Raw genomic sequence first — 20,587 nt, 5'->3', positions numbered from 1 at the left:
CGTCATCCTGAGGTGCGAGCCTTGCGGCGCACTTGCGCCGCTGGGCGAGCCTCGAAGGATGCACGGCCCAGATCTAGCAGCCGGGCTCGTCGCCCTTCGAGGGCCGCTGAAGGAGCGGCCACCTCAGGGTGACGGGTCTTGGAATGGTGAACCGAAAACAAGAAAGAGCGCACCTCGTGAAAGACAACGACAACCTCACCATCGAACGCCCGACCTTCGTCACCCATCTCGAATGCGCGATGGAGGGCGATCATTATCCGGCGGATCAGGTCCACAACCTTTCCAAGACCGGCAAGCCGCTGCTGGTGCGCTACGACCTCGCCGGCGTGAAGAAGGCGCTGACCAAGCAGGCGCTGGCCGAGCGGCCCGCCGACATGTGGCGCTACCGCGAGCTGCTGCCGGTGCGCAAATGCAAGGACATCGTCTCGCTCGGCGAGGTCACGACGCCGCTGATCCGGCTGTCGAAGCTCAGCACGAAACTCGGCGGTGGCGAAATCATTGTGAAGGACGAGGGGCGGCTGCCGACCGGCTCGTTCAAGGCGCGCGGCCTCGTCATGGCGGTGTCGATGGGCAAGGCGCTCGGCATCAAGCACATGGCGATGCCGACCAACGGCAATGCCGGGGCTGCGCTCGCCGCCTACGCGACGTCGTGCGGCATCAAGACCACGATCTTCTGCCCGGCCGACACGCCGGAGGTGAACGTCAGCGAGATCGAGCTGCAGGGCGCCACCGTCTATCGCGTCAACGGCTATATCGACGATTGCGGCAAGATCGTCGGCGAGGGCAAGACGAAGGTCGGCTGGTTCGACACCTCGACCCTGAAGGAGCCGTACCGGATCGAAGGCAAGAAGACGATGGGCATCGAGCTCGCCGAGCAGCTCGGCTGGGACGTGCCCGACGTGATCTTCTATCCGACCGGCGGCGGTACCGGCTTGATCGGCATGTGGAAGGCGTTCGACGAGCTGGAGAAGATCGGCTTCATCGGCTCGAAGCGCCCGCGCATGGTCGCGGTGCAGGCCTCAGGCTGCGCCCCGATGGTCCGCGCCTATGAGGCCGGCACCGAGCATGCGACACGCTGGGAGGATGCCCACACCATCGCCTCGGGCATCCGCGTGCCGCAGGCGATCGGTGATTTCCTCATCCTGCGCGCGGTGCGCGAGAGCAGGGGCTTTGCCATCGCCGTCGACGACGACAAGATCTCGGCCGCGCTCAACGAGGTGGCGCGCGAGGAGGGGCTACTACTGTGCCCGGAAGGCGCCGCGACCTACGCCGCCTACAAGGACAGCCTCGCCGACGGCCGCGTCGCGAAGACCGACCGCGTGATGCTGTTCAATTGCGCCAGCGGCCTGAAATACCCGCTGCCGCCGGTGACGCGTACGCTGGACCGGCATAAGCCAATCGATTTCTCGCAATTCTGAGGGCGATATTTGAAGTTCGTCATTGCGAGCGAAGCGAAGCAATCCATTTCACCGCGTATGCTGAAGCATGGATTGCTTTGTCGCTTTGCTCCTCGCAATGACGATTGAAGCTTGTTGAGGAGGTCATGATGCGGAAGCTGGTACTTGCCGTTTTGGCGATGTTGACGTTCACCGGGGCTGCTTTCGCACAAAACTATCCCACGCATCCAATCACCATCATCGTGCCGTTCTCCGCCGGTGGGCCGTCGGATGCGATGGCGCGTATCCTCGGCGAGCGCATGAAGCAATCGCTCGGCGAGGTGCTGCTGATCGAGAACGTCACGGGCGCAGGCGGCTCGATCGGCGTCGGCCGCGCGGTGCGCTCGGCGCCGGACGGGTACACGATTTCCTTCGGCCATCTCGGCACCCACGTCGCGAACGGCGCGATCTACAAGCTCGGCTACGATCTCGTCGAGGATCTCGAGCCGGTGGTGCTGCTGCCGAGCAATCCGATGATCATCGTCAGCAAGAACGCGGTGCCGGCGAAATCGCTGAAGGAGCTCTTGGAGTGGCTGAAGTCGCGGCCGTCGCCGCCGACTGCGGGCACCGCCGGCGCCGGCAGCGGCAGCCACATCGCCGGGCTCTACTTTGAAAATGTCTCGGGCATCAAGCTGCAGTACGTGCCGTATCGCGGCACAGGGCCGGCGCTGAACGATCTGGTCGCGGGGCAGATCGACATCATCGTCGACCAGACTTCGAACTCGATCAACCAGGTCCGCGCCGGCAACATCCGCGCCTATGCCGTCACCGACTCCAAGCGGGTCGAGAACGCCAAGGACGTGCCGACCGTGGACGAGGCGGGCCTGCCAGGCTTCCACATGACGCTGTGGTCCGGCCTCTGGGTGCCCAAGGGCACGCCGAAGGAGATCATCGCGAAGATCAACACGGCGGCGGTCGAGGCGCTGAACGATCCGGCCGTGCAGAAGCAGCTCGAAAATCTCGGCTTGCAGATGCCGCCCAAGGACCAGCTGACGCCGCAGGCGCTCGGCGCCTTGCAGAAGGCGGAAATTGCAAAATGGTGGCCGATGATCAAGGCAGCCAATGTGAAGGTGGATTGAAGGCGCGGTCTTTCCACTCGTCGTCCTGGCGAAAGCCAGGGCCCATAACCACAACCGTTGATTTGACGAAGGTTGGGCTCCGTCGGGCTCCAGTCTTTTCATTTGTGGTAATGGGTCCTGGCTTCCGCCAGGACGACACCGGTTAGTGAGACGGAGTGCTCGGCGCCGCGTTGGTCTCCTGCGTCACTGCGCGGTCGTTCTTCTTCTCAGCCATCGCCGTGCCCGCATCCTCGAAGCGCGCGCGGTACACCGCGAGATTCTCGATCACGCGCTGCACGTAGTTGCGCGTCTCCGAGATCGGAATCCGTTCCACCCAGTCGACCGCATCGACATTGGGATCGCGCGGGTCGCCATAGGCCTTGACCCAGTCGCGCACGCGGCCGCGGCCGGCATTGTAGCCGGCGAAGGTCATCGCATGGTTGCCGCGATATTCCGACAGCAGCGCGCTGAGCTCGGCGGCGCCCATCTGGGTGTTGTAGACGGGATCAGACACCATCCGGCTCCAGTCGTAGCTGATGCCGAAGCGCTTTGCGGTGTCGCGGCCGGCTTCCGGCGTGACCTGCATCAGGCCGACGGCGTTGGCGTGCGACTTGTCGCGCTGGTCAAAGGCGCTTTCGGTGCGCGCCACCGAATAGGTCATGCCGAGCCCGATATCGGGCGCGACCGGCGTGTGCTTGGGCAGTCCAATCGTCGGGAATGCGTAGTGGTCGAGCGCGAAGCCACGCCCCAGCGCGATCTTGCCGATCTGCAGCATCGCGCGGGCATCGTTGCGGCGGCGGGTAAGCTCGCCGAGCGCCTCGAGCATCCCGACCTCGGAGCTTTCCTCGGCGAGGTCGGCGGCGAAATACAGCACCACGTCGGGCTCGCCGATGGCATAGAGCATGTCGGCCGCACGCACCCGCTCGTCGGCCGCCATGCTGTCGGCGCTGGCGGCGGGGGAGGGTGCGCGCAGCACGAGGCCATTGCGGCCGAGTTTTGCCAGTGCGAGCTGGCCGTAATAGGCGGTCGGATAGCGCGCGGCGGCCTCATAGTCGGCGCGCATCGCGGCCCGGTTGCCGAGCGCCTCCGCGGCGCGGCCGCGCCAATAGGCGGCGCGTGCCAGCACGGTCGGGTTGGTCTGGCCCTCGTCGATCCGCGCAAAATGCGCCGCGGCGGTCTTGGCATCGTCGAGATAGCGCAGCGCGATCCAGCCGCTCATGAAGTGCAGGTCGGAGCGGTAATACGGATTGTCGGGCAGCGCCGCGGGGCGCACCACATCGTACGCGGTCTGGAACTTGCCCTGGTCGAGCAGCTTGCGGGCCAAGAGCCGCCGCTCGCGCCACCATTGGTCGGTGTCCTGCTGCGCCATGGTCTCCGGCGCCGCCGCGATCGTGACGCGAGCCGCGTCGTCGATCCGGTTCTGCGCCATCAGCCATTGCATCCGGCACAGCGTGTAGCCGAGATCGCCGCGGGCGTCGGTCGGCACGTCGTTGAGCGTGTCCTCCGCCTTGCTCGATTTCGCCCGCACGGCGGCGCAGGCCTTCACGATCGCAACGTCGTCGTCGCCGAGCCGCTGCGCGGCGCGCTTCGCGCCGGCGAGGTCCTTGGCGCCGATCCGCTTGTCCATGCGCGCGCGATGGTCGTCGCGTGTCAGCAGGTCCTTGAACGCGTCATAGGCGTCGCTTTCGGTGCGCTCGGACAGGTCTTCCGACCGCCAGGCCTCGCGCACCAGCCGCGTGGCGCCGTCACGGTCGCCCTCGGCGAGCAGCACGCGGGCAAGCGCGAACTTGCCCTTGGCGCTGATCGGCTGGTCCAAAGTGAAGCCGTGCACGGTGGCGGCGCTGCTGCGCTCCTGCCACATCCGCGCCTCGGCCCGGCGGCGCAGCAGCGTCATGCTCGGCCAGCCCGGATTGGCCGCGATGAAGGCGGCATAGCGGCTGAAGCCGGCCGCCGACTCGGAGTGGCGCAGCAGATACCATTCGACGAGCGTGCGCCCGACGGGATCGGTGATCTTGCTCTGGAGGTCGGTCGCCTCACTGGTCCTGCCCCGCCGCGCAGCGAGGATCGCGTCCCTGACCGCCGCGAGATCGCCCGACAGCTCGGAGCCGGCGGGCTTGGCCGGCGCAGCGTCAGCGGCTTTCGACGATGATGCTTTGGCCTCGGCGGATTTGCGCTCGGCGGCACCTCGCCTGGCATGGCGCCGCTTGCCTGACGTTGTCTCGCGCACCTTGGCTTTCCTGTCGGCGCTGTGCGCCTTCTTGTCCGCGGTCTGCGAGTTTTTGGTCTGATGTTGGCTATGCGGCTTGGCGGTCACCTTGACCGGCAGCAGCGCGAGCGCAGCGACGGTGGCGAAGCACGCCAGCGGACGGAGGCGATGGTTCATTCCCTGGTCCCCCCTGAGAAACCATGAGGCACAAACAGAGCACGCGCGGCAAAACCCAGCCGCCGATTATCAGACCCCTTGATTCACAACCCCTTAAGTCAAGCGCAACTCTACAGAGAAAGAGGGCAAAATATGGAGTATGACGTGTGGAACTCACCGAATCCGCGAGTTCCTTGTCTGGCGGCAACACATTGGCGTCGTTTCCCGTAGTTTCGCGGGTGTCCACCCAAGATATCGTCGTCGCCGGACGGGTCAGGTCCAGCCAAGCCATTCCCAACGCAAGAGAGAGACATGACCACTGAACCGAAGACCGTGCTCGACGGCGGCCGCTACTACGAGGGGCCGCGCTGGCACAACGGTCGGCTGTGGTTCGTCGACTGCATGGCGCGGACGCTGCTTAGCATCTCGCCGTCGGGTGAGCGCGAGGAACACGCGGCGGTCAGCGACGACACGCCGTGCGGCCTCGGCGTGCTGCCAAACGGCGACATCGTCGTGCTGACGATGTTCAGGAAGCGATTGCTGCGCTTCTCCGGCGGCAAGCTCTCGCTCTATGCAGATCTCTCGCACCTCGCCGCCGGCACGATCGACGACATGATCGTGGACGGGCAGGGACGCGCCTATATCGGCGATCTCGGCTTCGACCTGCCGCCGGAGGGCCGCGGCGCGGTCGGCCGGATCATCCTGGTGATGCCTGACGGCAACGCGCGCGTGGTCGCGGACGGCCTGCGCTTTCCCAATGGCATCGCCGTCTCCTCCGATCACCGCCGGCTCGTTGTCGCCGAGATGGACGGCGCATGTCTCGCCGATTACGACATCGCGGCGGATGGTGGCCTCAGCCTTGCGCGGGCGGCTCGGCCGCATCGATGACCCCGACGGCATCTGCCTCGATCGCGACGGCGCAGTCTGGGTCGCCTCCTTCACCGGCGACGCCTTCATCCGGATCGGCCGCGACGGCGCCGAGCTCGAGCGTATCAGCGTGTCCGGCCGCCGCGCGCTGGCCTGTGCGCTCGGCGGCGAGGACCGCAGCACGCTGTTCTGTCTGAGCGCCGAGACCTCCTATGAGGACCTGCGTAAGGGCAAGTCGGTCTCGCGGATCGACGTGGTCGAGGTGCAGACGCCGGGCGACGGGTATCCATGAACCTCCACAGGGCTGCATAAGGTCCTGTAATAGATGGTTGCACCCTTGCCACGATCGTTGCACCATCGCAACAGTTCCGGGACATTTAACCCTGTTGCAGGCGACTTGAACCTCGCGCCGCTTTTTGGCCACACCTCTCCATGAAATCATATTCATAAAGCTGAATGGCCAGCGCTTCGCGAGCGGCCGGGACATTTTTTCAGGGGTCCGGCGTTCAGGGAGGAGAGGGCTGGAGAACGGGATCGATGGACGTCAAGGTGAGTGCAAAGACGAACATCAAGGGCAGGCTGCCGAGCCGTCACGTGACGGAAGGGCCAGCGCGCGCGCCGCATCGCTCCTATCTCTACGCCATGGGGCTGACGACAGCCCAGATTCATCAACCCTTTGTTGGCGTTGCTTCATGTTGGAATGAAGCTGCTCCATGCAACATCTCGCTGATGCGCCAGGCACAGGCGGTGAAGAAGGGCGTGGCGTCCGCTGGCGGTACGCCGCGCGAGTTCTGCACCATCACCGTCACCGACGGCATCGCAATGGGCCATGACGGTATGCGCTCGTCGCTGCCATCGCGCGAATGCATCGCCGATTCGGTCGAGCTCACCGTCCGCGGCCATTCCTATGACGCGCTGGTCGGACTCGCCGGCTGCGACAAGTCGCTGCCGGGCATGATGATGGCGATGGTCCGTCTCAACGTGCCGTCGATCTTCATTTATGGCGGCTCGATCCTGCCGGGCAATTTCCGCGGCCAGCCGGTCACCGTGCAGGACATGTTCGAGGCGGTCGGCAAGCACTCGGTCGGCGCCATGTCCGACGAAGACCTCGACGAGATCGAGCGGGTGGCGTGTCCCTCGGCTGGCGCTTGCGGCGCCCAGTTCACCGCCAACACCATGGCAACCGTCTCCGAGGCGATCGGCCTCGCGCTCCCGTATTCTGCCGGGGCTCCGGCACCCTACGAGATCCGCGACTCTTTCTGTGCCGCCGCCGGCGAGAAGGTGATGGAGCTGATCGAGAAGAACATCCGGCCGCGTGACATCGTCACCCGGGAAGCCCTTGAAAATGCTGCGGCCGTGGTTGCAGCGTCAGGTGGTTCGACCAATGCTGCACTGCACCTGCCGGCGATCGCGCACGAGTGCGGCATCAAGTTCAATCTGTTCGACGTTGCGGAAATCTTCAAAAAGACTCCTTACGTCGCGGATTTGAAGCCGGGCGGCCGTTATGTTGCCAAAGACATGTTTGAAGTAGGTGGCATTCCGCTGCTGATGAAGACGCTGCTCGACAATGGCCACCTGCACGGGGATTGCTTAACCGTCACGGGCCGAACGATCGCTGAAAACCTCAAAGGCGTGAAATGGAATCCGCACCAGGATGTGGTGCGGCCCGCCGACAATCCAATCACCGTGACAGGTGGCGTGGTCGGTTTGAAGGGTAATCTCGCTCCGGAGGGTGCGATCGTGAAGGTCGCGGGAATGTCCAACCTGAAGTTTACCGGCCCCGCCCGGTGCTTCGACCGCGAGGAAGACGCCTTCGAGGCCGTTCAGAACCGCACTTACAAGGAAGGCGAAGTCATCGTAATCCGCTACGAGGGGCCGAAGGGCGGCCCCGGCATGCGGGAGATGCTGGCCACCACGGCGGCGCTGACCGGGCAGGGCATGGGCGGCAAGGTCGCCCTGATCACCGACGGCCGGTTCTCCGGGGCCACGCGCGGCTTTTGCATTGGACATATTGGACCCGAGGCGGCCATCGGCGGGCCGATCGGGCTGTTGCAGGACGGCGACATCATCGAGATCGATGCGGTCGCCGGCACTCTTGACGTAAAATTGAGCGACGCCGAACTCGCAAATCGTAAGACCAAATGGGCCCCTCGGGCGACTAACCACACATCTGGTGCGCTGTGGAAGTACGCCGAGCAAGTGGGGCCGGCGGTGGATGGCGCTGTCACCCATCCGGGTGGCGCGCACGAGAAACAGTGTTATGCGGACGTTTAGGCGTACGATATTGGCGTTTGCGTTAGGGGCCATTCCGGTGGCGGGCCCCGGATTCGGATTCGATGGAGCCCCGGTCAACCCGCAGGACACAGCCCTTCCGATCGTTTCGCCGCAGCCCGGCGCGGCGGCCCTGAAGCGCGCCGCGACCCCGATCGCACCGGCAGCGCTGCCGAATTCCAGCGTGATGTCGCTGGCCGAGGCCGGTCATCCCGTGGCGCAGTGGAAACTCGGCAAGATGTACGCCGAGGGCGACGGCGTCGCCCAGGACGACGTGCGCGCGTTCGAATATTTCAGCCGGATTGCCAATGCGCATGCCGAGGATTCGCCGTCGGCGCCGCAGGCCTCGATCGTGGCCAATGCCTTCGTGGCTCTCGGCCGCTATTATCTGAGCGGCATCCCCAATTCCAAGATCAAGGCGGACACCGAGCGTGCACGGGAGATGTTCTCCTATGCGGCCTCCTATTTCGGCAACGCCGACGCCCAGTACGACCTCGCCAAGCTGTACCTGAAGACGCCGGACGCATCGCGGGACGATTTCCGCTACGGCGCCCGCTGGCTCGGCCTTGCTGCCCAGAAGGGCCAGCACCAGGCGCAGGCGCTGCTCGGACAGATGCTGTTCAACGGCGACCGTCTGCCGCCGCAGCGGGCGCGCGGCCTGATGTGGCTGACGCTGGCGCGCGACAGCGCCACGCCCGACGAGACCTGGATCCGGGAAAGCTACAACCGGGCCGTCGCCAAAGCGTCCGAGGACGACAAGACAATGGCGCTGCAGATGCTCGAGCACTGGGTGCAAGGCCGCCGGGATTAAGGCCGCCGCGACCAGGCCGCCGAGGGGATTGACCCCGATGGCCGCCGTGCCGCCCGTCGCGTCCTGCTTCAGTCGTGCTCGTAACCGTAGACCTCCGGCAGGATGAAGATCGCGGCGAGCAATCCGATCAGCGGGAAGATCGCCACGAATAACGTCGCATTGGCCTGACCGATCGCCTCGAACAGCGACGGGAACAGGAAGATCGCCAGGAACGACGGCAGCTTCACGAACATGTAGGCGAAGCCCGACGCTGTGCCGCGGTACTGCGGCCGCGCCACCATGGTCGGGATCGTCATGCAGTTCGACGCGTCCCAATAGTGACCCCAGAGCATGCCGGCCGCGGCAAACGGCAGGATGTATTTGTGGCCGGTGTACAGCGCGCCCGCCGCGACCAAGAGCGAGACCAGCACGATGCCGAAGCCCGCGATGCTGATGCCGCGATGGCCGATCTTCGGCGTTAGCAGCGGCCCGACCCAGCCGGACAGCGCGGCAAACGAGAACAGCGCCATGGTGACGAGGTTGTTGCCGAGCACGGTCGAGACCCCGACCATCGCGAACAGCACCGGCAGATAGAACGCGAAGGTGGAGAATTCGCTCGCCTGGGCGAAGCATGCGATCCAGCCGTACAGCGTGGCCCGCCAGCGGATCGGATCCTTGCGCAGATCGGCGAGGAAGGCGGCAGGGCGCGGCTTCGGCAGCACCACGTCCTGCTCGGGCAGCATGGCGAGGTCGTCGTTGTACATCTGCCGCGCGACCTGCTTGGCCTCGCGGAAGCGGCCCTGCTGCACCAGCCAGACCGCGGTCTCCGGCACGTCGTGGCGCATCAACAGGATGATCAACGCGGGCAGGGCGCCGAGGCCGAGGGTGACGCGCCACAGCGTCTCGTGATTGATCTCGGCGAGCAGGAACAGGATGATGACGCCGATCGTCAGCACCTCGCCGACCGCGAACATGAACTGCCAGCGGTTGCCCATGACCTCGCGCTCGCCCTTGGCCATGGATTCCATGATATAGGTGTAGCCCGTCGAGATGTCGCTGCCGAGCGGAATGCCGAGCAGGAAGCGGATCACGATCAGCCAGGTCACGTTGGGCACGAAGGCCTGCGCCAGCGCCAGCACGATGAACATCACCATGGTCGCGAGGAACATGACGCGGCGGCCGATCTTGTCCGACAGCCAGCCGCCGATCAGCGCGCCGATCAAGGCGCCGCCCTGCGTGCCGGCGGCGGCGAGCCCGAGCATCAGCGGATCGGGATTGTACTGCTCCTTGATGAAGATCAGCACGAAGGCGATCGAGTAAAGGTCCCACGCCTCGACCAGGATCGAGGCCATCATCAGCCAGCCGACCTTGTTGCCCTTGGGGCTGTAATTGGTGATGAGGTGGCGGACCGCGCCGTCGATCGCCGCCTGCGGCGGAACTGCCATCGTGGACATTGCCGTACTCCCGTTTTCCGTTGAGTGCTGTGGTTGAGCGTCCTGCTTCCGGCGGACGACCGAGTCAGGTCCCGAGCAGGGGCTCGATGCTGCAGTCGAGCAGGCGCGGATCGATGCCGGATTCCATGCCTTCGAACATCGTGTCCATGTAGTCGATCAAGGCATCGCTTGCCGCCGTCGCGCGGTCGACGCGGCGGTTGGCGACCGCATTGAGAATGGCGAGATGGCTGTCGATGGTGCCGGACAGGTCGGACTGTCCGGGCATGTAGCTGTGATGAATGAAGCCGATGCGGCGAGAGAGCGTGTGCAGCGGCCGCAGCGTGTGGGCGAGGAAGGGCTCGCCGGCGGCGGCCAGGATCAGGCCGTCTATGCGGCGGTCGAGTTTGTTGAATTCGTCGAGCGTCAGCGTCGCGTGCTTGTCCTTCAGCACGCGCTCGATATGCAGCGCCTGATTGCGGTGAGAGAGGCTGGCGCGATCGGCGGCGAGCCGGATCACGAAGCGCTCGATGTCGCGCCGCAGCGCCAGCAGCATACGCTCACGTGCGAGGTCAATCGGCGCGATCTGCAGGCCCTGGCGCGGGCGGATGATGATCAGTGTATCGGCGGCCAGCGTGTTGACGGCATTGTGCACGGGGGTGCGGCCGAAGCCGGTGAGGTCCTGCAGGTCCTGCACGGTGAGGGACTGGCCTGGCCGGAGCTCGCAATTGACCAGCAGATCCTCGATCCGCTGATAGGCGAGCTCGAAAAAGTTGATGCGGTTGCGCCGGCCGGGCGCCTCGTCCGTGTCGTCGGAACGCACGATTTCAAGCGCGCGTTTGCGCCTTGCCATTTGCTTCCTCCCGCCGGCCCGCGTGCGTCGCGTGAGCCCGATTGCTGCGGTCTACTTAAAACATGTTGTGAAATATTACAAGCGGCCGTATCAATGGCGGCGCGGCCTGCCGCAAGGCGCGGACCAACAAGAAACACGGAACCCCGCGACGGCGGGTTCGGGAGGACATCGCGATGAAGATCACCTCGATCGAGACGTTGCGCACCGAAGAGTTCGCCAATGTGATCTGGGTTCGCGTTCACACCGACACCGGACTGATCGGGCTCGGGGAGACCTTCTACGGCGCCGGCGCCGTCGAAGCGCAAATCCACGATACGTTTGCCGGGCGGCTGCTCGGGCGCAATCCGCTGCATATCGAGGCGATCCACCGCGACATGCTCAATCTGCCGATGGCGCAGTCGTCGACCGGCGTCGAATATCGCGCGGCATCCGCCATTGACATCGCGCTGTGGGATCTGTTCGGCAAGGTCTGCGGCCAGCCGGTGCACCAGATGCTTGGCGGCCTGTGCCGCGACAAGCAGCGCATCTACAACACCTGCGCCGGCACACGATATGTCCGCTCCACCAATATCAGCCCGGTGTCGAACTGGAATCTCGGGGAGGCCCAGGGGCCTTACGAGGATCTGGATGGCTTCATGCACCGCGCCGACGCGCTCGCCGAAAGCCTGCTCGAGAGCGGTATCTCGGCGATGAAGATCTGGCCGTTCGATCCGGCCGCGCAGGAGAACAACGGTCTCTACATCACCGCCGCGCAGATGAAGCAGGCGATCGAGCCGTTCGAGAAGATCCGCAAGGCCGTCGGCGACAGAATGGAGATCATGGTCGAGCTGCACTCGCTGTGGAACCTGCCGACCGCCAAGCAGATCGCGCGGGCGCTCGAGCCCTACAAGCCGACCTGGTACGAAGACCCGATCCGCATGAACTCGCCGCAGGCGCTCGCCGAATATGCGCGCTCGACCGACGTATGGGTCTGCGCCAGCGAGACGCTCGGCTCGCGCTTCCCCTACAAGGACATGCTCGACCGCGACGCCATGCACGTGGTGATGGCCGATCTGTGCTGGACCGGCGGCCTGACCGAAGGCCGCAAGATCGCGGCGATGGCCGAGACCTATCACCGGCCGTTTGCGCCCCATGACTGCATCGGGCCGGTCGGCTTCATCGCGGCGATCCACATGTCGTTCAGCCAGCCCAACACGCTGATCCAGGAGTCGGTGCGCGCCTTCTACAAGGGCTGGTACAACGAGCTTGTCACCGCCATGCCCGTGATCAAGGACGGCTACGTCTATCCGATGGAAGGGCCGGGGCTCGGCGTCGACCTGCTTCCTCCGGTGTTCGAGCGCTCCGATCTCACCGTCCGCCGCTCCAATGTTTGAGGACCTCCGATGAGCACCGCTCTGTTCGATCTCTCCGGCCGCACGGCGCTCGTGACCGGCTCCTCCCGCGGCCTTGGCCGCGCCATCGCCGAGGGGATGGCGAAGGCCGGCGCACGGCTGATCATCAACGGCGTCGACCCCGCCAGAGTTGAGACCGCCGTCGCCGAGTTCCGTGCCGCCGGCCACAAGGCCGACGGCGCGGCGTTCGATGTCACCGACGAGGCGGCGATCGTTGCGACCTTCGAGCGTTTCGACCGCGAGGGCATCGCGGTCGACATCCTCGTCAACAATGCCGGCATTCAGCGACGCAAGCCCCTGGTGGAGTTCACCACCGAGGAATGGCGCAAGGTGATCGAGACCAACCTGACCAGCGCCTTCGTGACCGGGCGCGAGGCGGCAAAGCGGATGATCCTGCGCAAGCACGGCAAGATCATCAATATCGGCTCGCTCGGCAGCGAACTGGCGCGGCCGACGATCGCGCCTTACACCGCGGCGAAGGGCGGTATCCGCAACCTGACGCGCTCGATGGCGGTGGAGTGGGCGCAGAGCGGCATCCAGGCCAACGCGATCGGGCCCGGCTACATGCTGACCGACATGAACGAGGCGCTGATGTCGAATCCGGATTTCAACAACTGGCTGATGTCGCGGATACCATCGAAGCGCTGGGGCAAGCCGGACGAGCTGGTCGGCGCCGCGATCTTCCTGGCCTCCGACGCCTCCAACTACGTCAACGGCCAGATCATCTATGTCGACGGCGGCATGCTGGCCGCGATGTGATCGCGGCGATCCAGCCGGCACGAACAGAGGGACAGAACGCATGCGCGCCGTCGTCATCCACGCTCCCCATGATTTGCGGATCGAGAGCTTTGAGGATCCGGCGCCGGCGCCGCATCAGGTGCGGGTCAGGATCGCGGCCGGCGGCATCTGCGGCTCGGATCTGCACTACTATCATCACGGCGGCTTCGGCACCGTGCGGATCCAGCAGCCGATGGCGCTGGGGCACGAGATCTCCGGAACGATCGCCGATGTCGGATCGGGCATTTCGCACCTGCGTCCGGGATTGCGGGTTGCGGTCAATCCGAGCCTGCCGTGCGGGCAGTGCGCTTATTGCCGCGAGGGCATGCGGAACCAGTGCACCGACATGCGCTTTCTCGGCAGCGCGATGCGCTTTCCCCATGTGCAGGGCGGCTTTCGCGAGTTCATCACGGTGGATGCCTCGCAGGCGATCCCGATCGCCGAACGGCTGTCGTTCGCCGAGGCCGCGATGGCCGAGCCGTTCGCGGTCTGCCTCCACGCCGGAAACCAGGCCGGCAGCCTGCTCGGCAGGCGGGTGCTGGTCACCGGCTGCGGCCCGATCGGCGCGCTGATGGTGGTCGTGGCCCGCCTCGGCGGCGCGTCCGAGATCGTCGCCGCCGATATCGCGGAAGCGCCGCTCGCGATGGCGCGCAAGCTCGGCGCGACGCGGGCGATCAACAGCGCTACCGATGCAGCCGCGCTCGAGCCCTACATGGCCGGCAAGGGACAGCTCGACGTGCTGTTCGAGGCCTCCGGCAATCAGGCGGCGCTGCGCACAGCGCTCGATCTGTTGCGGCCAGGCGCCGTGATCGTGCAGGTCGGGCTCGGCGGCGAGATGACGCTGCCGATCAACACCGTCGTCGCCAAGGAACTGCGGCTGCGCGGCACCTTCCGGTTTGATCCGGAATTCGAGCTGGCACTGCGTCTGATGGGCGAGGGGTTGGTCGACCTGACGCCGCTGGTATCGGCGTCGATTCCGTTCGAATCCGCGGTCGATGCCTTCGAACTCGCCAGCGACCGCTCGCGCTCAATGAAGGTGCAACTGACATTCTAGATTGTTGTTGGTCACGCCGCCTCGAAATCGAGATCGGCCCACACCGGGACGTGGTCGGACGGCTTCTCCCAAGCGCGGACATAGCTGTCGATGCCGACGTCGATCAGCCGGTCGCTGGCTTGCGGCGACAGCAGCAAATGGTCGATGCGCAGGCCCCAGTTCTTCTGCCAGGCGCCTGCCTGATAGTCCCAGAATGTGTACTGGCCGGGCTCGTCATTGACCGCACGCAGGGCGTCGGTCAGGCCGAGGCCGAGCAGCGACTGAAACGCCCGTCGCGTCTCGGGGCGAAATAGGGCGTCCCCGGTCCAGGCGGCCGGGTTGTAGACATCACGCGCCGCCGGGATGACGTTGAAGTCGCCCGCAAGGATCAGCGGTTCCTCGGCCTTAAGCCGCTCCTTCGAGTATTCAAGAAGCCGGGACATCCATTTGAGTTTGTAGGGATATTTGTCGGTGTTGGCCGGGTTCCCGTTGGGCAGATAGAGGCACGCGACCCGGACCACGCCCTGCTTCAGCGTGACGACACCCTCGATGAATCGGGCGTGGGCGTCCTCGTCATCGCCGGCGAGGCCCGATTTGGTCTCGTCGAACGGCAACTTCGACAACAGGGCGACGCCGTTGAAGGTCTTCTGGCCGTGCGTGACGACGTTGTAGCCCAGCGATTCGATCTCGAGCCGGGGAAACGCCTCGTCGACGCATTTGATCTCCTGCAGGCAGACGATGTCGGGCGAGCATTCCTTCAGCCAGCTCATCAGCGGCTCGATCCGCTGCCGGACCGAATTCACGTTCCACGTTGCGATGCGAACTGGCATCAAAGGTCCTCGATTCTATCGGGTTTTCGCGTTAGCGCCCCGTCTTTCACAGCCCGTCAGACCAAGCATTTCCGCATCTCGATGTGCGGGATGCCGGCCTCCTCGAATTCCTCGCCGACCCGCTCGAACCCGACGCGGGCATAGAACGGCTCCGCATGCGTCTGCGCGTTGAGGATCAATCGGGGATAGCCGAGTTCGGCGGCCTTGGCCATCAGCGCATCGAGGACGCGGGCGCCGATTCCGGTGCCGCGCGCCGATTTGAGCACGGCCATGCGGCCGATATGGCCATCGGGCAGCAGCCGGCCGGTCGCCACTGCTGTGCCGTCTCCGGTAGACGCGAGCGCGTGCCAGCTCACGGCGTCCATGTCGTCGCACTCCAGTTCCACCGGCACGCGCTGTTCCTCGACAAAGACGCTGTAACGGATGGCTTTGGCACGGTCGCGGGCTTCTTCCCAGCGACAGACGAGGACGGAGGCGGGCATGAGGTGGCGATCGGAAAGATAGCTGAAGGTGACCTGGGCGCGGCGCATGTGCATTCTTGCGAACTTCCGGCAATGCACAAGCGAGGACGGCCGCACAATTTATCTTAGGTGGCATACCAAGTGCGGCCCGCCTGTGCTAACCCTCTCGGGAAACAAGGCGCAACAATTGCCGAGGGGGAGCTTCGAACCCGTCCTGGTTTGACGATGGGGGCGGCGCGCGTGCAAGACTTATGAAAAAACGCAATTTCCTACTGATTGTTGCCGTGCTCGGCATTGCGGCCGGGACGGCTTACGCGACCCGGTCCTCATGGATGAATGGCGGTGCGGCCACCGCGCAAGGCAGCCCGCGCGCGCGGGTGGTGTCGGTCGATGTTGCCAAAGCCGAACGCAAATCTGTGCCGGTCGATGTCGATGCGATCGGGACGGTGACCCCGATCTCCAGCGTCGCGCTGAAGTCGAGGCTGGAGACCACCATCGTCTCGGTGCATTTCGAGGACGGCGCCAGGGTCAAGGAGGGCGACTTGCTGTTCACGCTTGATGCGCGCCAGATCGACGCGCAGATCGAGCAGGCAGAGGGCGTGCTGGCCAGGGATCGCGCCCAGCTCGAAGGCGCACAGCGCGACCTGCGCCGCTACACCGAGCTGGTCGGCAAAGGCGCGACCACGCAGGTCAATCTCGACAACGCCCGGACCCAGTCCGACATCCTGATCGGCACCATCAAGGCCGACCAGTCGGCGCTCGACAATCTGCGCGTCCAGAAGAGCTATACGGTGATCCGTGCGCCGTTCGCCGGCCGCATCAGCGCAGCGAACGTCAAGGTCGGCAATTTCGTGCGCCCCGCCGACACCCAGCCGCTCGCCGTCATCAACCAGATGGCGCCGGTCTATGTCACCTTCGCCATCCCGCAGAAGGTGCTGGTCGATCTGCGCGACGCCATGGGGAAGGGTGATTCCCCTGTCTTCGCCACTATTCCGGGCCGCCAGCGCTCCGAGCAGGGCAAGGTTGCGATGGTCGAAAACTCCGTCGATGCGACCACCGGCATGGTCACCGTGCGCGGCATCATGAGCAATGAGAGCGAGACGCTGTGGCCCGGCACGATCGTGCAGACCAAGCTGATCATCCGCAATGAAGATGCGGTCGTGGTGCCCACGGTCGCGGTCCAGCGCAGCCAGAACGGTAATTTCGTCTTTGTGGTCAAGGACGGCGTCGCCAAGGTCCAGCCGGTCAAGGTCGACCGCACCTTCCAGGGCTTGTCGGTGATCGCGGATGGGTTGTCGGGCGATGAAAGCGTCGTTGTCGACGGCCAGCTGCTGCTCTCGGACGGTTCGCGGGTCGAGCTGCGCGCGCGCAAGGCTGGAGCCTAAGCGATGACGCTTTCCGAGCTCTGCATCCGCCGGCCGGTGATGACGACGCTGATCACCGCTTCGATCATTGCCTTCGGCGTGTTCGGCTTCCGCCTGCTGCCGGTCTCGGCGCTGCCCAAGGTGGATTTCCCGACCATCGCCGTGACCGCGACGCTGCCGGGCGCCAGTGCCGATACCATGGCCGCCTCGGTCGCCGGCATCATCGAGCGGCAGCTGTCGACGATATCGGGCATCTCCTCGATGTCGTCGAACTCCTCGCAGGGCACCAGCGTCATCACCATCCAGTTCGATCTCAACCGCAACATCGACGCGGCCGCGCTCGACGTGCAGACCGCGCTGACTATTGCCCAACGTCGGCTGCCGATCGAGATGACGATCCCGCCGAGCTTCCGCAAAGTGAACCCGGCGGATTTCCCGGTGCTGTTCGTCTCGCTCGGCTCGGCGACGCTGCCGCTGTCGTCGGTGAACGAATACGGCGACATCACGATCGGGCAGGCGCTGTCGCAACTGCCCGGCGTCGCCCAGGTGCTGATCTACGGCGCGCAGAAATTCGCGATCCGGGTCCAGGCCGATCCGGAAGCGGCCGCCGCACGCGGTGTCTCGATGGAGGACATCCGCGCCGCGGTCTCGCGCGCGAATTCCTCGACCCCGGTCGGAACGCTGAACGGCCCCAAGCAGGACGTCGCGCTGCAAGCTTCCGGCCAGATGGACAAGGCGGCCGACTACCGCCAGATTTATGTCGCCTGGCGCAACGGCTCGCCGGTGCGGCTGGACGAGATCGCCAAGGTCTACGACGCCGTCGAGAACGACAAGATCGCGACCTGGATGAACAACGAGCGCGCGATCGTGCTCGCGATCCAGAAGCAGCCCGACGCCAATACCGTGGCGGTCGTCGACGCCGTGCTGGCCAAGCTGCCGGCGCTGCGTGCCGCGATCCCGCCCTCGGTATCGATGCAGGTCATGATGGACCGCTCGGTCTCGATCCGCCAGGCGGTCAGCGACGTCGAGGAAACGCTGCTGATCGCAATCGGCCTCGTGATCCTCGTGATCTTCCTGTTCCTGCGCTCGGCGTCGGCGACATTCATCCCGGCGCTGGCGGTGCCGATCTCGCTGTTCGGCACCTGCGCGGCGATGTATGCGCTGGACTATTCCATCAACAATATGACGCTGCTGGCGCTGACGCTCTCGGTCGGCTTCGTGGTCGACGACGCCATCGTGATGCTGGAGAACATCGTCCGCCATATCGAGCACGGCATGAAGCCGTTCGAGGCGGCGCTGAAGGGCGCGCGGGAGATCGGCTTCACCATCATCTCGATCACCTTCTCGCTGATCGCCGTGTTCATCCCGGTGCTGCTGATGGGCGGCATCGTCGGCCGCGTGTTCCGCGAGTTCGCGGTCACGATCTCGGTCGCGATCATCGTGTCCGGCTTCGTGTCGTTGACCCTGACTCCGATGCTGTGCGCCCGCGTCCTGCGCTCACATGATGAGACCCGGCGGCCCAATATCGTGCTGCGGGCGTTCGAGGCGATGTTCGAGGCCTGGCTGAAGGCGTACGAATGGGCGCTGGACTGGGTGCTGGCCAAGAAGGCCCTGATGCTGGCGGTGACGCTCGCAACCCTCGGCGGCACCATCTATCTCTACATGATCGTGCCGAAAGGCTTCTTCCCGCAGGAGGACACCGGCTTTTTGATCGGCGTCACGGAGGCCGCGACCGATACGTCGTTCCAGGCCATGACGGTCCGCCAGCAGGCGCTGGTCGAGGTGCTCAGGGCGGATCCGGCCGTCGACTATGTCAATTCCACGGTCGGCTCCGGCGGTCCCAATCCGACCACCAATTACGGCCGGCTGTTCATCGCGCTGAAACCGCAGGCGACCCGCGACAACGCTGCCGTCGTGATCGGGCGCCTCAGGCAGAAGGCGCGCGAGATCCCGGGCATGCAGGCGTTCTTCCAGAGCGTCCAGAACCTCAACATCGGCGGCCGGGTCTCCAAGAGCCAGTATCAATATGTGATGCAGAGCGGCGATACTGAATCGCTCTACCGGCTGGCGCCGGAGATGCGGGACAAGATCGAGAAGATTCCCGGCCTGCTCGACGTCACCACCGACCTCTACATCAAGAACCCGCAGATGACGGTCGACATCGACCGCGAGAAGGCCGCGGTCTACGGCATCACCGTCGACCAGGTGCGCAACCAGCTCTACAACTCCTACGGCGCGCGGCAGGTCGGCACCATCTACATGCCCTCCAACGATTACCAGATCATTCTGGAGGTGCAGCCGCAGTTCCGCGTCGATCCGTCCGACCTCTCGAAGCTGTACATGAAGACCGCGAACGGCCAGACCATCCCGCTGGACGCCGTGGCAAAACTGGTCCCGACCGTCGGGCCGCTGCAGATCAACCACCAGGGCCAGCAGCCGGCGGTGACGATCTCCTTCAACCTCGCGCCGGGTACCTCGCTCGGCTACGCGGTCGACAAGATCACCGAGCTCGAGCAGAGCTCGAACCTGCCGCCGACCATCGTGACCGGCTTCTCGGGTACGGCGCAGGTGTTCCAGGATTCGCTGCGCGGGCAGGGCGTCCTGATCCTCGCCGCGGTGTTCGCGGCGTTCGTGATCCTCGGCATCCTCTACGAGAGCTTCATCCATCCGATCACGATCATCTCCGGCCTGCCATCGGCCGGCATCGGTGCCATCCTCACCCTGATGATGTTCGGCATGGAGCTGTCGGTCATCGCGATGATCGGCATCGTGATGCTGGTCGGGATCGTCAAGAAGAACGCCATCATGATGGTCGACTTCGCGCTGGAACGCCGCCGCGTCGGCCTCAGCGCCGAGCACGCGATCCGCGAGGCGGCGCTGCTGCGCTTCCGCCCGATCATGATGACGACGTTCGCGGCGATCTTCGGCACGCTGCCGATCGCGCTCGGCGCCGGCGCCGGTGCCGAGTTGCGCCAGCCGCTCGGAGTCGCGGTGGTCGGCGGCCTCTGCGTGTCGCAGCTGCTGACGCTGTTCATCACGCCGGTGATCTACATCTACCTCGACCGCATCGACCGCAGGCTGCGCCGCAAGCTCGATCCGCAGCTTGAGGCGGGCGGCGACGTCGACCGGCCGCAGGTGGTCGCGGCGGAGTGACATGCGCGGCGCGAACCGTCGCGTCGCCGGCTGTATCGCAGCGTTGGCATCCTGGCCGGCGCCCGCGGCCGAGCCGATCGAGAAAAATTGCGCACGGCAACGCGCGGGCGCTGTTCGCCGCGCGCTGAGGGCGATCAGATCGAGAAGCTGGTGCCGCAGCCGCAGGAAGCGGTGGCGTTCGGGTTGACGACGCGGAACGAGGCGCCGATCAGGTCATCGACGAAATCGACCTCCGAGCCCGCCAGGAACGGTACCGAGGCGGGGTCGACCAGCACGACAGCGCTGTCCCGCTCGATCACGAGGTCGTCATCGGCCTGGGTGTGCTCGACATCGAATTTGTACTGGAAACCGGAGCAGCCACCGCCTTCGACCGAAATGCGCAGCTTGGCGCCGTCGCCTTCCTTGCTGAGGATCTGCCCGATGCGGCGGGCGGCCCGCTCGCTCACAGTAATGGCAGCAGTCATGGTCATCAGTCTCCCGGGTCGAAGGCGCGTCATACCCAATTTATTTG

15 protein-coding genes and 1 pseudogene are annotated in these 20,587 nt (G+C 65.2%); 10 read left to right on the top strand and 6 right to left on the bottom strand.

Annotated elements, in window-relative coordinates; translation table 11 throughout:
* Nucleotides 1-176 precede the first annotated feature (176 nt).
* Nucleotides 177-1,418: a threonine synthase gene (locus tag J6500_RS01155; RefSeq protein WP_225710829.1), complete on the top strand. Its 1,242-nt coding sequence runs from the start codon at nucleotides 177-179 to the stop codon at nucleotides 1,416-1,418.
* A 128-nt stretch (nucleotides 1,419-1,546) separates the two neighbouring features.
* Nucleotides 1,547-2,515, top strand: coding sequence for a tripartite tricarboxylate transporter substrate binding protein BugD (locus J6500_RS01150; protein WP_225710828.1), 969 nt, complete (start codon nucleotides 1,547-1,549; stop codon nucleotides 2,513-2,515).
* A gap of 142 nt (nucleotides 2,516-2,657) precedes the next feature.
* On the opposite strand, the gene J6500_RS01145 is transcribed toward J6500_RS01150, so the two are convergent.
* Nucleotides 2,658-4,877, bottom strand: coding sequence for a lytic transglycosylase domain-containing protein (locus tag J6500_RS01145; protein WP_225710827.1), 2,220 nt, complete (start codon nucleotides 4,875-4,877; stop codon nucleotides 2,658-2,660).
* 291 nt (nucleotides 4,878-5,168) lie between these two features.
* Between J6500_RS01145 and J6500_RS32055 the strand changes: the two are divergent.
* The 3 genes and pseudogenes from J6500_RS32055 to J6500_RS01130 all read left to right on the top strand — a co-directional run bounded on the left by J6500_RS32055 (nucleotide 5,169) and on the right by J6500_RS01130 (nucleotide 8,805).
* A pseudogene (locus J6500_RS32055) lies at nucleotides 5,169-6,015 on the top strand (SMP-30/gluconolactonase/LRE family protein).
* 257 nt (nucleotides 6,016-6,272) lie between these two features.
* A complete protein-coding gene (ilvD, locus tag J6500_RS01135; RefSeq protein ID WP_225711051.1) occupies nucleotides 6,273-7,997 on the top strand; it encodes a dihydroxy-acid dehydratase in 1,725 nt (574 codons plus the stop codon).
* Nucleotides 7,984-8,805: a tetratricopeptide repeat protein gene (locus J6500_RS01130; protein WP_225710826.1), complete on the top strand. Its 822-nt coding sequence runs from the start codon at nucleotides 7,984-7,986 to the stop codon at nucleotides 8,803-8,805. The genes ilvD and J6500_RS01130 overlap by 14 nt, the downstream gene beginning before the upstream one ends.
* Before the next feature lie 68 nt (nucleotides 8,806-8,873).
* Here the strand turns inward: J6500_RS01130 and J6500_RS01125 are convergent, their stop codons facing one another.
* Both J6500_RS01125 and J6500_RS01120 read right to left on the bottom strand, forming a co-directional pair.
* Nucleotides 8,874-10,238, bottom strand: coding sequence for an MFS transporter (locus J6500_RS01125; RefSeq protein WP_225710825.1), 1,365 nt, complete (start codon nucleotides 10,236-10,238; stop codon nucleotides 8,874-8,876).
* Nucleotides 10,239-10,302: 64 nt separating this feature from the next.
* Nucleotides 10,303-11,067 carry a GntR family transcriptional regulator gene (locus J6500_RS01120; RefSeq protein ID WP_225710824.1) on the bottom strand — a complete coding sequence of 255 codons (765 nt, stop codon included), beginning with the start codon at nucleotides 11,065-11,067 and terminating at the stop codon, nucleotides 10,303-10,305.
* A gap of 173 nt (nucleotides 11,068-11,240) precedes the next feature.
* Here J6500_RS01120 and J6500_RS01115 point away from each other — a divergent pair, with 173 nt between their 5' ends.
* The 3 genes from J6500_RS01115 to J6500_RS01105 are packed head-to-tail and all read left to right on the top strand — an operon-like array spanning nucleotide 11,241 to nucleotide 14,289.
* Nucleotides 11,241-12,440: a mandelate racemase/muconate lactonizing enzyme family protein gene (locus tag J6500_RS01115; RefSeq protein WP_225710823.1), complete on the top strand. Its 1,200-nt coding sequence runs from the start codon at nucleotides 11,241-11,243 to the stop codon at nucleotides 12,438-12,440.
* A 9-nt stretch (nucleotides 12,441-12,449) separates the two neighbouring features.
* Nucleotides 12,450-13,217, top strand: coding sequence for an SDR family oxidoreductase (locus J6500_RS01110; protein ID WP_225710822.1), 768 nt, complete (start codon nucleotides 12,450-12,452; stop codon nucleotides 13,215-13,217).
* 40 nt (nucleotides 13,218-13,257) lie between these two features.
* Nucleotides 13,258-14,289 (top strand): L-idonate 5-dehydrogenase, encoded by a 1,032-nt coding sequence (locus tag J6500_RS01105; protein ID WP_225710821.1) that lies wholly within the window; start codon nucleotides 13,258-13,260, stop codon nucleotides 14,287-14,289.
* 11 nt (nucleotides 14,290-14,300) lie between these two features.
* On the opposite strand, the gene xth is transcribed toward J6500_RS01105, so the two are convergent.
* A complete protein-coding gene (xth, locus tag J6500_RS01100) occupies nucleotides 14,301-15,098 on the bottom strand; it encodes an exodeoxyribonuclease III (protein ID WP_225710820.1) in 798 nt (265 codons plus the stop codon).
* 56 nt (nucleotides 15,099-15,154) lie between these two features.
* Nucleotides 15,155-15,628, bottom strand: a complete 474-nt coding sequence (locus J6500_RS01095; protein ID WP_225710819.1) for a GNAT family N-acetyltransferase — start codon at nucleotides 15,626-15,628, stop codon at nucleotides 15,155-15,157.
* Between the two features lie 182 nt (nucleotides 15,629-15,810).
* On the opposite strand from J6500_RS01095, the gene J6500_RS01090 reads away from it, so the two are divergent.
* Complete coding sequence (locus J6500_RS01090; RefSeq protein ID WP_225710818.1) at nucleotides 15,811-16,944, top strand: efflux RND transporter periplasmic adaptor subunit; 1,134 nt, start codon at nucleotides 15,811-15,813, stop codon at nucleotides 16,942-16,944.
* Between the two features lie 3 nt (nucleotides 16,945-16,947).
* Nucleotides 16,948-20,076, top strand: coding sequence for an efflux RND transporter permease subunit (locus tag J6500_RS01085; protein ID WP_225710817.1), 3,129 nt, complete (start codon nucleotides 16,948-16,950; stop codon nucleotides 20,074-20,076).
* A gap of 134 nt (nucleotides 20,077-20,210) precedes the next feature.
* Here the strand turns inward: J6500_RS01085 and erpA are convergent, their stop codons facing one another.
* Nucleotides 20,211-20,540, bottom strand: coding sequence for an iron-sulfur cluster insertion protein ErpA (erpA, locus tag J6500_RS01080; protein ID WP_139483341.1), 330 nt, complete (start codon nucleotides 20,538-20,540; stop codon nucleotides 20,211-20,213).
* Between the last annotated feature and the right edge of the window lie 47 nt (nucleotides 20,541-20,587).

The sequence above is a fragment of the Bradyrhizobium semiaridum genome (genome assembly GCF_020329505.1).
In the GTDB taxonomy this organism is placed as follows: domain Bacteria; phylum Pseudomonadota; class Alphaproteobacteria; order Rhizobiales; family Xanthobacteraceae; genus Bradyrhizobium; species Bradyrhizobium semiaridum.
This window is presented reverse-complemented; position numbering and strand designations above follow the sequence as displayed.